This is a genomic window from Ottowia thiooxydans, assembly GCF_040548795.1.
GTDB classification, from domain to species: Bacteria; Pseudomonadota; Gammaproteobacteria; order Burkholderiales; family Burkholderiaceae_C; genus Ottowia; species Ottowia thiooxydans_A.
Genome location: NZ_JBEPSH010000001.1, coordinates 126,425 through 138,752 on the forward strand (window position 1 = coordinate 126,425; position 12,328 = coordinate 138,752).

The following is a 12,328-nucleotide window of genomic DNA, read 5'->3' on the forward strand; positions in this document are numbered from 1 at the left end:
CCTCAGTCCTTTTCATTGTTCAGTAGAAGTCGTGCCAGACCGAACGGTCGTAATGTGAATTGATTTGTGGGGCGGCCAGGCAAAAAGAAGGTGGCGACCTTGAGGTAGTCCACACGGGAGTCGACCAACTGATCCAACACGGCTCTCTGGATCACTTCGGTGGGGAGTGCGTACAGAGTGCCCACGTTGGGTTGGTCCGTCATGACCGCTCCTCCACGAAGGCCCGCAGCTGCGGATCACGGATCTCCAGTACATCGAACAAGCCCAAGGCACGCAGTGCAGGCAGCGCCGCCTCGATGTCGCTCAGAAAGGCCTCGCGTGCCGCTCCGGTAACGGCCGGGTCACTGAGTGCTCTCGCGTTGACGAGGAATGCGCCGACCGATCCTTTGCGGACGGTCAGCCCGTTGATCTGCATCTCGTCGGCGTGGTCTGGAAGGATGTCCTGGGCGCGCATGGGTGGCTCTCTTGCTTGGAAGAATTCCAGCTTAAGGCGCATCTTTGTGGCGGCTGTAGAATTTATCGGCCATTCAATAGCTTGTAGCCGCCATGTCCGATCCGATCCTTGACTTGCGTGACTTCCTCAACATGGCTGAGGGGCCTGTTCTGGTCGCAGCCGAGGGGCGGCACGACAGTGAGCTGGCATCTACCCCACACCAGCACGCACGTGGGCAGCTGTTCGGGTCGCTACGCGGACTACTTTCAGTGGGGGTCGATGACGGCGTCTGGATTGTCCCGGCGATCCACGCCGTATGGCTGCCGCCTCACACGCCCCATTCGGGCCGTTCGCACGGGCCGTTTCATGGCTGGAGCGTCTACGTCGCCGAGCTCGCTTGCGCGAAGCTGCCGCAGCATCCCTGCACCCTCCGCACCTCCGGCCTGCTGCGCGAGGCGGTACTGCGTGCATGCGCCTGGGAATCCGTCTCAGCTCTGCCTTTGACCGAGTCCCAGGCCCACGTCGCAGCGGTGATCCTCGACGAGATCCGCAGCCTCCCCGTCGAGCCCTTCGGACTACCGCTACCGCGCGATCCGCGTTTGCAACGCGTCGCTCGGGCGCTGATTGCCGATCCTGCCGACGACGGGGACCTGGAGCATTGGGCTGCGTGGGGAGCCGTTAGTTCGCGCACGCTGAGCCGGCGGTTCGTGACCGAGACCGGGTTCAACTTCACTGCATGGCGGCAGCGCGCGCGCATGATGCGGTCCCTGGAGATGCTTGCGGCGGGTATGTCGGTCACTGCCATCGCACTTGACCTGGGCTACTCGACACCGAGCGCTTTCATCGGGCTGTTCCGGCGTACCTTTGGAGACACGCCGGCCGCCTACCGCGCACGTCTGTGATTTTGTGTCCGGATCAGGGGCGCAGCTAACTCGCTATCAACAGGCCTATGACCCTGTGGTAATCGGAAGCTTCCTCAAACACAAATCTCCGCCTGATCGCTTTGCGATCCGTTGCTCGCTGCGGTGCGGAGCAGTTTCGAGATCGACATGCGGAGGCTGCTCCAGGAATTGATCAACCAGCTTCGTCTGACTTAATAATCCAGAGTACGCGCGCGGGTGATTCAGTTGGGTTGCGAAAAGTGTGAGGCTGGCTGCCATCGAACTGAAAGCTGTCACCTTCTTGGAGCACGTGGCGGGCATCTCCCACATACAACTCGAATGTTCCTTCCAGCACCAAGCCTGCCTTCTCGCCTCTGCGCGTCCAGGGCTCGTTCCCTGAGCCGCCTCCGGGTTCTATCACCAGCATCAAGAGATCGAGATCTGAATGCCCAGGCGGAGACAGGCGCTCCTTGGTCAAACCTAGCTTCTTGAACGGTAACCGCGAGCGCGCGTTGGCCCGTACGACCGTGCCGTCGTCACGTAGAGCGGAGTCTTCACGCTCGAAGAAGCGGGCCAGAGGAACCTCCAGCGCTAATCGCAAGCGTTCTAGCGTTTTCAATGATGGTGAAGTTTGCCCACGCTCGATGTGACTGAGCATCCCGATGGACACCTGGCTACGAAGCGATAACTCAGCCAAGGTCATCTTTTTCTCGTTGCGTAGTTCACGCAGTCTCGGACCCAAGTCACCTAATGCATCGAAGGTGCTTTCTTCTTGGGAGGTTGTCGTAGTGGAGTTAAGCAAGGTTGTTCTTTCGGGCGGCCCCATAAGGCAACGAGAAGGTGTTTCATTGTAATTAAACATTTATCCTCGTTTTCCCTATCATGGGTACATCAATTTCAATGAAAGAATAATTTATTCGCGAAATTTAGAGAAAATTTCAATGCAGCTTATGGCAAGCGTTGAATTACGCCATTTCGGCTTGAGCATCACTGAAAGGTCATTCGACATGAAAGTTATCTCGTTCAACGTCACTTGGCGTCGCATCTTGCTTACGGCGACATCCGCTCTCGCGCTGGGGTTTGGTGCCATTGGCAACGCGCATGCTGCGGATGATTGGCCCAAACGGATCATCAAGCTGATCATCCCTTTCCCGCCGGGCCAAACCAGTAGCGATGTGTTCGGGCGCGCCATGGCCGAAAAATTGGGGCGAGCCCTCGGCCAGAGCGTCGTGGTCGAGAACCGTCCAGGCGCCGGTGGCACTTTGGGTGCAGACCAAGTCTCCAAAGCAGCTCCAGACGGCTACACGCTTTTGCTCGCGGCCAACGGGACCATCACCATTGCGCCCAGCGTCTACGGCTCGAAGATGCCGTTCGATCCCCAGAAGGATCTGCAACCAATATCGTTGTTCGCACTGGTGCCCTATATGTTGGTGGTACCGCCCTCCGTTCCAGCCAAGACGGCACAGGAGTTCATCCAACTCGCCAAGACCAACCCGGGAACCTTGAACTTCGTCTCGTCTGGCAATGGCACCACGCCGCACCTGTGTGGCGAATGGTTCAAGCGACAAGCCGGCGTTGACATCGTGCACGTACCCTATAAGGGCGGATCCGTCGCTACTGCTGACCTGCTGGCCGGGCGTGTACATCTTTACTGCGCGGGCGGCCCCAGTACCTTCGGTTATTTGAAGGAGGGCACACTGCGCGCTATTGGGCTGACGTCAGCCAAACGCAGCCCGGTGCTGCCCAACATACCAACGTTCGCAGAGCAGGGCGTCAAGGGTATGGAGAACATCAACTCATGGGTTGGCATTTTTGCACCTGCCGGGACACCTGCACCCATTGTCAAGCGACTCTATACCGAGATCGAAAAAATCATGAAAACGCCCGAGATGCGGACCTTGGTTGAAGGCCAAGCTTCCGAGCCGATGGCTTTGACTCCCGAGGAGTTCGCCTCCCGCATTCGTACCGAATCGGCGCACTGGGCGAAGATCGTCAAGGAAACCGGAGCCGGAGTGAATTAGAGAGTGCGTTTTCACGCTTGCCCTGCTAACTGCGATCTGCCGCATTTCCAATGCAGAGTGGAGTTTTCTTGAGTCCAGTCGACAAAGAAAAGAGTCACTCTCTAATCTTTCTATCTCGTCATTGAAGGTATGTGTATGACCATCACGCGCCATTCGTCCTCTAAAGTCCTGAGCAATATTGTCGAGCATGACGGACGAATCTACCTCGCCGGTCAGGTCGCAGACGACCTTAGCCAGGATGTGCGGGGTCAGACCCAACAAATCCTGGCGAGCATTGATCGCATGTTGGCCAGCGTCGGCTCAGATAAGTCACGCATCCTCACTGTCAACATATGGTTGGCCGACATACGCACTCGCGACGAAATGAACGAGGCTTGGCTCGCGTGGGCTGACCCTGAGCATCTACCTGCCCGCGCGACTGTAGAAGCGAAACTCGGCAATCCGCGGATGCTGGTCGAGATCATGTTGGTTGCAGTGAAGAAATAGGCCAGGTTATGCCTTTTCTCGGGCGCCAATTCGGCGCCACTCTTGATCCCGGTCGACTTGACGAGCTCGGTGGTGAAGACGATGCACTAGATGTGTACCGGAATCTGCACTCAGCCGTACTCCGGCATGGTTTTGTCGTAGTTCGTGATCAACGATTCACCGACACGGCGCTCATGGCGCTAGGCCGACAGTTCGGCGCCATTGAAGAGCGCGTCATCAAGTACAGCACGATAGGACCGTCGGTAAAACCACAGCCTTCGCTCTGGCACCATCACAGCAACTGCAACGGTTCGCTGGACGATTGGTTGCTGTACTACACGCCAGCGGTTCCTGAGCACGGAGGCTCAACCGAGTTGTTCGACTCGGTAGCTTGGTTCGAATTGCTCTCAGAAGCCGACAAGCAATGGGCACGACAGCAGCAGGTGCGCCATGATTTTTCTCCCGTTGCGCATGCGGGCATACCGCCCATCGCCGAGCCTGCGTGGCATCCGATGGTGACGCAACGCATCACTCCAGAGGGTGTGCAGGAGGCGCTTTATTTGGGTGGGCATGCCGTTGAACTCGCGGACGGAAGCGTTATTGCTGAAGGCACACTCGCGCAGCCGCTTGTGCGAATTCTCGCCCTCGCGAGGACCCCTGGACTGCGCCAACTGCACGAAGCGCGACCTCATGACCTGCTGATCTGGGATCTCAAAGCAGTTGCGCATCGCGGCCATCCATGGAGCAGCCAATCGCTGCGTGTCATTCACGAAGTTGTTGTTCGGGAGATTAAGTCATGACCCTCCATCCTGCGGCCGAACGCCAAGGTCCAGCCAGTGATGCATTAAGTGCTCTCATCCCGCGCAGCGTGGACGTTCGGATGATGCGGCGCGACACCGTGGATCTGGCGACCACACTACGCCGGCTACTGATGGATCACGACCTTGTGATCTTACGAGACGCACCATTGGATGATGAGCAGCTGGGTCTGGTCGGAGGGATGCTTGGCGAAGGTTGCAGCGAGATCAAGCGCTTCGTGGTTGAGGGGCCTACCGGCTCGTCCGGCCAGGGGCGCTGGCACCATGTCGGCAACTTGTACGATGGCCGTCCCTGCGAACTGACCCTGATGTCGATCCGGGAGTTTCCATCACATGGCGGAGAGTTCGAATTGGTATCCAATCGGCGTGCATGGTCAGAGCTAACGCCCGAGGTCCAACATCGCTTGCGTGCACTGGAGGTCGAGCACGATTTCACCTCGGTAAGGCACACGACTGCACACCCTGACGACCCGTCGCGCAAAGGTACCTTGCCCCTGGTCCGAGATGCATCACCTTCGCACCTGTTATTGGGCTACCACGCCGCGCAGGTAGTTGGTATGGAACGCGAAACCAGTGATGTTTTGCTCAGCGAGCTGATGCGCCACGCAACTCGGCCGGAGAATGTGTATCGGCACGCGTGGCAGCCAAACGACGTGATCGCCTGGCACAACCTGCCGCTGATGCACCGCACCTGTGGATTCGAAGTTGCAGGGCGCCGAGTTATCCACGAAGTTCAGGTCCGCGTCTTCGACGCACAGATCTGACTGCGCACTGACCTTCAGTTCAGCACAAACAGCCGTTCTTCAGTCATGTCTCGAATGGAGTACTTGGGTCCCTCACGACCCATGCCGCTGTCCTTTACCCCGCCGTAGGGCATCTGGTCCGAGCGCCAGCGCGAGGTGCCATTGACAATCACGCCACCGGTGCGGATCGTCTTGATGGCTTTCAGTGCGAGATCCAGTGAGTTGGTGTAGATGCCACATTGCAATCCATAGGGACTGTCGCTGATGGCTGAGAAGAGTGCTTCTACCTGCTCATACGGTTGGATGCTCATGGCGGGGCCAAAGATCTCATCGCAGACGATACTCATGTTGGACTTGACGTTCGTCAAAATGGTCCCAGGCAATTGAGCGCCGGCACGTGCACCACCGCGCAGCGCTGTGGCGCCAGACTCCAGGGCTCTTGTGATCATTCCTTCGACCCTGATAGCGGCTTGCTCGTCGATCAAGGTGCCCACTTCAGTGGCCATATCCATGGGGTCGCCAAAACGGATACTGTCCATTTCACGGCAAACCGCTTCCGTGAACTCTTCCAGGATGGCTTGATGAACGAAGACGTTCTGTACCGACACGCAACTCTGACCCGCTAGACCCACTGCGTTGCGCGCGCACGCGATGGCCGCCGCCTTCAAGTTTGCATCGCGGTGGACAAAGGTCGGACCCACGCCACCCAGCTCCAATGCGACGCGTTTCATGCCCACCCGGTCGCGAATGATTTTGCCCACGGGAATGGAACCAGTGAAGCTGACAAAGTCAACTCTTGGATCGCAGATCAGCTGAGGTGCGACTGCATCGCCATAAAGCGTATTGACAGCACCCTCTGGCACACCAGCCTCCAGCACGGCTTCAATGAATTTATGTACGCTAAGCGGCGCTTTAGGGGAGGGCTTGAGTACCAGGCTGTTGCCCGCAGCGAGTGCTGGCCCCAGCTTGTGTGCGGCGAGATTGACCGGTGCATTGAATGGCGTGATAGCTGCGACCACCCCCACCGGAAAACGCATCACCATACCGATTTTTCCTGCGCCAAGGGCGCTGGCGTCCATGGGCACATGTTCGCCTTGAATTCGAACAGCTTCTTCTGCACACAAGCGCAGCACGCCGGATGTGCGCTGCACTTCGAGCAAAGAGTCGCGCAGGGCCTTGCCGGTTTCAAGCGACATGGCTCGGGCGATATCTTCTGCTCGCTTGGCGACTTGATCTGCAGCGCGCTGCAACATGGCGGCCCGCTCATAACCCGGCATATCTGCCATGGCGGCGCGCGCACCTCGTGCAGCGTTCAGCGCATCGTCCAGATCCCGGGGGCTCGATACGGGCATGTGGGCGACGATATTGCCTGCATAAGGGTTCTTGACCTGCGCCACCTGCTCGGCGTCGCGCCACTGGCCTCCGATATGCATGCGAATGTGCTCTGGAGCGGTGGTGCTGTTGCCTGGACTCATGAGATTGTTCTTCCAATGTGAATCAAGCCGATACGCCGCAGCGAACGGGCGAAAAAAGCAGTGTAAGAGCCGTGCTTTTGAGCGTCCATGAGGTTTTTCGGAAGTCCGTGTCCCAGATTCGCGAAAGCGGACAGTCCTATGAACCGCTTTGGGCTGCGGAATTTCCGCAGACCGAGTCTCATAAATCGCCATGGACGGATGGCCCTTCGCGCTTCCAGAATGGAAAGAGCGCCTGCTGGCCACCATGCCAATGCTGCGCGCTGGACTCATCTTTCGCTCACTAAAAACTCAGGAGACTTCATGATCAAGATAGTTCGGGCATCGTTTGCCATCACGCTCGCATTGGGTGCTCAGTTTGCCGCTGCACAGGCTGAAAAATTCCCCGCAAAGCCCATTCAGGCCATCATTTCTACAGCGGCAGGTTCAGCCTCCGACGTGATCATGCGCTATGTGGGAAATGACGCCACCAAAACGCTGGAGCAGCCGTTTGTGATTGTCAGCAAGGCGAGCACGACGGGCGTGATTGCTGCTGATTTTGTGCGGCGTGCCCCACCTGACGGCTACACCATCCTGTTGGCGGGCAATACGATCATGGCTGCGAATAAATTCTTGCTCAAAAGCCTGTCCTATGACCCTTTGCGAGATTTTGAGCCTGTGTCCCTTGTCACACTCAACCCATTGGTGTTGGTGGTCCGGTCAGATCTGCCTATCAAATCCGTGGCTGAGTTGGTGGCCTACGGCAAGGCTCGACCTGGGCAGATGAACTACGGAATCGGGAATGCGGGTGGGCGGGTTGCGGTTCAGCTGCTGAAGTCGGCTGCCGGGATAGAAGCGCAGGATGTGGCGTTCTCCGGTACGTCGCAGGCCATGCTTGAGTTGGTCGCCGGGCGTCTAGACTTCATGTTCGTCGACCCCGCTGTTGCTGATGCCTTCATCAAGCAGCAAAAAATACGCGCTTTGGCTGTCAGTTCTTCGGTTCGTCTTCCCTCTATGCCGGAGCTTCCGACCATGGCCGAGGCCGGCATTGCAAACTACGACTATGTTTCGTTTACAGCGATCTATGCACCACGGGGCACGCCCAAGCAGGTGATCGACTCGCTCAATGCTGCGTTCGTCAAAGCCATAGATACCCCTGATGCACAAGCGAATTTTCGTCGCTTGGGCATGATCGGTCGTTCTTCTACTCCTCAGGCATTGGCCGAATTCAACAAGGAGCAGATTGCCTCATGGCAACAATGGGTTAAACAAGCCGGGATGGAAGCGCAGTAAGTCCCCAAGATTCCCCTTTCTAAAGATAGGAGGGGGATGTTTGTGCGGTATGTTTTGACGCCAGCTGGTGGCAGATCAGTAGACCGTTTCGTTCTTGTCAAAGCCTGTCCTGAGCCTGTCGAAGTGGCGCGGCGCGAGGATCGACAGGTGCGTAATCCGTTGTATGGCCGAGGAGTTACGCTCCACAACAATCCGTTCGGGCTGAGCTTGTCGAAGTGGCGTTGCGCAAGCCTTCGACAGGCTCAGGCCGAACGGTTTTTTGAGTTGGAATGCCACATTCCGGTTGACGAAAACCATAGAACCTCAGTTCGACCGGATTTTTGCTTCCAACAAACCTTGCCGTTTGTCGAAAACAAAAACCTCTCTTCGAACCGAATCGACGCTTTTTTCAATGAAAGCGGGTGTCAGTTCAGCGCACAGTCGATGTGCTGCGGCAGCATGAACTCACGCAAACCGTCTTCACCCCATTCGGCACCGACGCCGCTGTGCTTGTATCCCGTCATGGGAGCGTCAGGCCGGAGAGGGCTGCCGCCGTTGATCTGAACCGTGCCCACCCGAAGGCGTGGCACAAGTTTCAGGCATTGGTCTTTGGCGCCAAAAAGGTAGGCCTTGAGACCCAGTTCAGAATCGTTGGCGATGTGTATCGCTTCATCCACGGTGCGGTAGGTCAGCACCACCGAGACAGGTCCAAAAATCTCATTGCGTGCCAGGGGAGCCTGATTGTCCAGGTTGCCCACCAGTGTGGGGTTGGTGAACCAGCCCTTTTCCATAGGAGGGCGTCCGCCGCCCGCGAGGATGTGTGCCCCAGCCGCAACGGCGCGCTCCAGTCCGGCTTCAATGCGCTCACGCTGTGCGGACGATATGACGGGGCCGACGATGGTGGCTGGATCCCGTGGGTCTCCCACCTTGATCTGCGCATAGGCCGTGCGGCTGACTTCCACGAACTCGTCGTAACGGCTTTCCTCCACCAGGATGCGCGTGGGTGAACCGCAACCCTGACCCGCGTTGCGCGCATAGCGGGCGTGCAGCCAGAGCGCATATTTTTCGTAGTCCACGCCAGGCAACATGATGGCGGCTGATTTTCCGCCCAACTCCAACACCACGCTGCGCAGACCTGCGGCAGCTTGCTGCATGACGATACGGCCCACGTTGACGGATCCCGTGAAGCTGACCTTGTCCACGCCCGGGTGTTCGGTCAATGCGCGGCCAGCTTCTGCAGCACCCGAGATGATGTTGACCACACCAGGAGGAAAGCCGGCTTCGAGAACAAGCTTGCCGAGCATAGCCACTGCGATGGGGGCTTGGGGTGATGAGAGCAACACGGCAGTGCATCCAGCCGCTAACGCGGCGCCTACCTTGCTGCCGCCGATCAAGATGGGGTAGTTGAAGGCGGTAATGGCCCCCACGACACCCACCGGTCGATAGGCGACTGAGCTGGTGGCGGTGTGCGTATTGTTGTAGCCGAGGTTGACTGTGCGTTCACGCGTGCCAGCTTCGGCAAACCAACGAATGAAGTTGGCTGGCGTGTCTATGTGATTGGCTTTGAGGTTGACGGGCGATCCGACTTCCGTCATCAACGCTTCCATGAGTTCGTCACGGTGCGCTTCAATCAAGTCCGCAAATTTGATCAGGATGGCTTTGCGCTTGACGGGGTCGGTCCAGACGCCGCTGTCGAACGCCGCCCTGGCGGCTTGCACTGCGGCGTCTACCTGGGCTGGTGACGCACCGCGAAACTCTGTCACCACCTCTTCGGTGGTGGGACTGATCACACTCAGTGATTCGCCTTCGCCGGCGAGAACCTGGTTATTGATGAGCAGGTCCACGTTATAAGCGTTCGCTGTAGAGGGGGCATTCTTATTGGTCATGAGTAGAAAATTCTCCGAAATAAACGCGTGTTCTGATTTCAGCAGGCGGACTATTGCTCAGAGCTTCACACACCTGAGCACCGTCGGGCTGGGCCCTTCGACAGAGCTCAGGACAGGGCCAAAAAAAGTCCGTTCGCGCTGAGCCCCTCGACAGAGCTCAGGACAGGTTCAGCCTGAACGGTGTTGTTTGTTCAAACGACACTTTCCGCTTCACTAAACCCATAGAACCTCTGCCCGAACGGTTCTTTAGAGGCTCGATCAGGAAATGACTCCATCCGATCGGAGCGTCTGCAATTCCTCCGGCGAGTGGCCGAGCCACTTGCCGAAGATCTCGTCGTTCTTGGCGCCCAAAGGCAGGCTGGGCTCTATGGGTTTACGCGGGCTGTCTTCAAAGACGAGTGGGGAGTGGGGCAGGGCGACTCTGCCGATCTCTGGGTGGTCGATCCATTGCAGGCTGCCACGGGCGTGCATGTTCTCATCGTTCATGACTTCCGAAAGCCCGCGTACAGGTGCACAGGGCACCTTGGAAGCCAGCATAAGGTCCGCCACTTCCTGCTTGGAGAGCGTGGTCGTCCAGCTCTCAAGCAAAGCGTCTACGTCGGTAAAGTTCGCGACGCGAGAAGAGCGGCTGACAAAGCGGGGGTCATCCTTGAGATCAGAGCGACCCATCACTTGAAGGATTGCACGGAAATGATGGTCGCCAGGGGCGTTCAGCACGACGTAACCGTCAGTCGTGGGGTAGACGTTATAGGGAGAAATACCCAGGCCGCCGTGGCGGTTGCCGGTGCGTGATGGCGCTGCGGCGCCACGTGCGTGGAACATGCCCAGATTCGAGGCCAGCGACGCGTAGGTGGCCTCTTGCATGGAAACTTCCACCGTACGACCAACACCAGTGCGCTCGCGCTCATAAAGTGCAGTCATGATCGCCCCGTACAGATGAATGCCTGCCATGAAGTCGCACAGGGCTGCTCCGGCTTTAACAGGTGGCTGATCGGGGTAGCCAGTGCATTCGATCACGCCGCACATGGCTTGCATGACGAGATCCATCGCAGGGTAGTCCCTGTACGGGCCTTCTTTGCCATAGCCCGAGCTAGATCCGTAGATCAGCCCGGGGTTGAGCTGATGCAGCACGTCTGCACCAAGGCCCAGACGGTCCATCACACCAGGGGCAAAGTTCTCTACCAGGATGTCAGCGCGCTGCACCATCTCAAGAAAAAGCTCGCGTCCCTTGTCCTTCTTGAGGTTCAAGGTGACCGGTTTCTTGTTGGAGTTCAACATGGCAAACGGTAGCGCCGCACCGCCCATATCGCCACGGCTTCTCAGGTGTTCGCCTTCGAACGGCTCAATCTTGATCACATCCGCCCCGGCCATGGCCATAAGGAAGGTAGCGTAAGGTCCGTTATAAACATGGGACAGGTCGAGAACGGTGATCCCCGACAGCGGATATTTTTGGGCGTCTGACATTTCTGCCTCCGAAAAAATCAATTCGCGCTTGCCGCAGCAGAACGCGCGAGCACGCGTTGGGCCGAACGCAGGTGCGGACGATCCAGCATCTTTCCATCGAGCTGGATGGCGCCCTTGGTGGGCGCCGCCTGAAATGCTTCAACGACGCGCCTGGCCCACTCCACGTCCGAGGTCGTGGGGGTGAAAGCATCGTTGATGGTGCCAATCTGGTCCGGATGGATGGCCATCTTTCCGGTAAAACCGTCACGCAATGCCTGCTCAGCTTCGCTCTTGAGCCCAGAGGTATCGCGGAAGTTGGTAAAGACAGCATCAATGGGAGCCACTTGAGCTGACGTCGCGCCCAGTAACGTGAGCGATCTGGCAAGCTCATACAGCGGGGCGTATCGACCGTCAGGCCCGCGGTTGCCCGTGGCTCCTATGTCTGCAGCCAGATCTTCGCCGCCCCAGGTCAAGCCGACCAGCCTGTCATTAGGATGCTCACCGTAACTTGCCGCTCCCAGCACGGAGGCTGCCGTTTCTGTGACGATGGGCAAGATCCGGATGCTTCCTGCGGGTATGCCTTCCCGTGCTTCCAGCGCACTCAAGTGAATGCTCAGAAGCTTGACGTCCCGCGACGATGCGCATTTTGGCAACACAATGCCGTACGGGCGCGCAAGCACCACTGCGGCTAAGTCATCCTGCGCCCACCCGGTAGAAAAGGCGTTAATGCGAACAAAGATGGGGACTTCGGCGTAGTGGGCCTTGACGAAGTCTGAGGTGATGCCCCGTGCGCGTGGCTTCTCTGCCTCCGGAACGGCATCCTCCAGATCGACGATCAGCGCATCAGCGCTGCAGCTGAGACCCTTGACGAGCTTGCGCTCGTCGTGCCCCGGAACGAAGAGAAGCGAGCGCATT

The 12,328-nt window shown here is 58.1% G+C and carries 14 protein-coding genes; 6 read left to right on the forward strand and 8 right to left on the reverse strand.

Annotated elements, in window-relative coordinates; translation table 11 throughout:
* Nucleotides 1-2 precede the first annotated feature (2 nt).
* Both ABIE13_RS00615 and ABIE13_RS00620 read right to left on the reverse strand, forming a co-directional pair.
* Complete coding sequence (locus ABIE13_RS00615) at nucleotides 3-203, reverse strand: hypothetical protein (RefSeq protein WP_354440245.1); 201 nt, start codon at nucleotides 201-203, stop codon at nucleotides 3-5.
* Nucleotides 200-454, reverse strand: a complete 255-nt coding sequence (locus ABIE13_RS00620) for a hypothetical protein (protein WP_354440246.1) — start codon at nucleotides 452-454, stop codon at nucleotides 200-202. Before ABIE13_RS00620 ends, ABIE13_RS00615 begins: the two co-directional genes overlap by 4 nt.
* A 92-nt stretch (nucleotides 455-546) precedes the next feature.
* Between ABIE13_RS00620 and ABIE13_RS00625 the strand changes: the two genes are divergently transcribed.
* Complete coding sequence (locus ABIE13_RS00625) at nucleotides 547-1,335, forward strand: AraC family transcriptional regulator (protein ID WP_354440248.1); 789 nt, start codon at nucleotides 547-549, stop codon at nucleotides 1,333-1,335.
* A 172-nt stretch (nucleotides 1,336-1,507) separates the two neighbouring features.
* Here the strand turns inward: ABIE13_RS00625 and ABIE13_RS00630 are convergent, their stop codons facing one another.
* The gene (locus ABIE13_RS00630; protein ID WP_354440250.1) at nucleotides 1,508-2,176 is read right to left on the reverse strand and encodes a helix-turn-helix domain-containing protein; all 669 of its coding nucleotides are present in this window, start codon (nucleotides 2,174-2,176) and stop codon (nucleotides 1,508-1,510) included.
* Nucleotides 2,177-2,321: 145 nt separating this feature from the next.
* Here ABIE13_RS00630 and ABIE13_RS00635 point away from each other — a divergent pair, with 145 nt between their 5' ends.
* From ABIE13_RS00635 to ABIE13_RS00650, 4 genes are all read left to right on the forward strand, one after another.
* Nucleotides 2,322-3,335, forward strand: a complete 1,014-nt coding sequence (locus tag ABIE13_RS00635) for a Bug family tripartite tricarboxylate transporter substrate binding protein (RefSeq protein ID WP_354440251.1) — start codon at nucleotides 2,322-2,324, stop codon at nucleotides 3,333-3,335.
* A gap of 135 nt (nucleotides 3,336-3,470) precedes the next feature.
* Nucleotides 3,471-3,821: a RidA family protein gene (locus ABIE13_RS00640; protein ID WP_354440252.1), complete on the forward strand. Its 351-nt coding sequence runs from the start codon at nucleotides 3,471-3,473 to the stop codon at nucleotides 3,819-3,821.
* An 8-nt stretch (nucleotides 3,822-3,829) separates the two neighbouring features.
* Nucleotides 3,830-4,600 carry a TauD/TfdA dioxygenase family protein gene (locus ABIE13_RS00645; RefSeq protein WP_354440254.1) on the forward strand — a complete coding sequence of 257 codons (771 nt, stop codon included), beginning with the start codon at nucleotides 3,830-3,832 and terminating at the stop codon, nucleotides 4,598-4,600.
* The gene (locus ABIE13_RS00650) at nucleotides 4,597-5,382 is read left to right on the forward strand and encodes a TauD/TfdA dioxygenase family protein (RefSeq protein ID WP_354440255.1); all 786 of its coding nucleotides are present in this window, start codon (nucleotides 4,597-4,599) and stop codon (nucleotides 5,380-5,382) included. Before ABIE13_RS00645 ends, ABIE13_RS00650 begins: the two co-directional genes overlap by 4 nt.
* A 14-nt stretch (nucleotides 5,383-5,396) precedes the next feature.
* On the opposite strand, the gene ABIE13_RS00655 is transcribed toward ABIE13_RS00650, so the two are convergent.
* Complete coding sequence (locus tag ABIE13_RS00655) at nucleotides 5,397-6,836, reverse strand: aldehyde dehydrogenase family protein (RefSeq protein ID WP_354440256.1); 1,440 nt, start codon at nucleotides 6,834-6,836, stop codon at nucleotides 5,397-5,399.
* Nucleotides 6,837-7,136: 300 nt separating this feature from the next.
* Here ABIE13_RS00655 and ABIE13_RS00660 point away from each other — a divergent pair, with 300 nt between their 5' ends.
* Complete coding sequence (locus ABIE13_RS00660; protein WP_354440257.1) at nucleotides 7,137-8,105, forward strand: Bug family tripartite tricarboxylate transporter substrate binding protein; 969 nt, start codon at nucleotides 7,137-7,139, stop codon at nucleotides 8,103-8,105.
* A 75-nt stretch (nucleotides 8,106-8,180) separates the two neighbouring features.
* Here the strand turns inward: ABIE13_RS00660 and ABIE13_RS00665 are convergent, their stop codons facing one another.
* From ABIE13_RS00665 to ABIE13_RS00680, 4 genes are all read right to left on the reverse strand, one after another.
* Nucleotides 8,181-8,402 carry a hypothetical protein gene (locus ABIE13_RS00665; protein ID WP_354440259.1) on the reverse strand — a complete coding sequence of 74 codons (222 nt, stop codon included), beginning with the start codon at nucleotides 8,400-8,402 and terminating at the stop codon, nucleotides 8,181-8,183.
* A gap of 107 nt (nucleotides 8,403-8,509) precedes the next feature.
* Nucleotides 8,510-9,970, reverse strand: a complete 1,461-nt coding sequence (locus ABIE13_RS00670; RefSeq protein WP_354440261.1) for an aldehyde dehydrogenase family protein — start codon at nucleotides 9,968-9,970, stop codon at nucleotides 8,510-8,512.
* A gap of 258 nt (nucleotides 9,971-10,228) precedes the next feature.
* Nucleotides 10,229-11,434: a CaiB/BaiF CoA transferase family protein gene (locus ABIE13_RS00675; protein WP_354440263.1), complete on the reverse strand. Its 1,206-nt coding sequence runs from the start codon at nucleotides 11,432-11,434 to the stop codon at nucleotides 10,229-10,231.
* Between the two features lie 17 nt (nucleotides 11,435-11,451).
* Nucleotides 11,452-12,327, reverse strand: a complete 876-nt coding sequence (locus ABIE13_RS00680; RefSeq protein ID WP_354440265.1) for an HpcH/HpaI aldolase/citrate lyase family protein — start codon at nucleotides 12,325-12,327, stop codon at nucleotides 11,452-11,454.
* Between the last annotated feature and the right edge of the window lies 1 nt (nucleotide 12,328).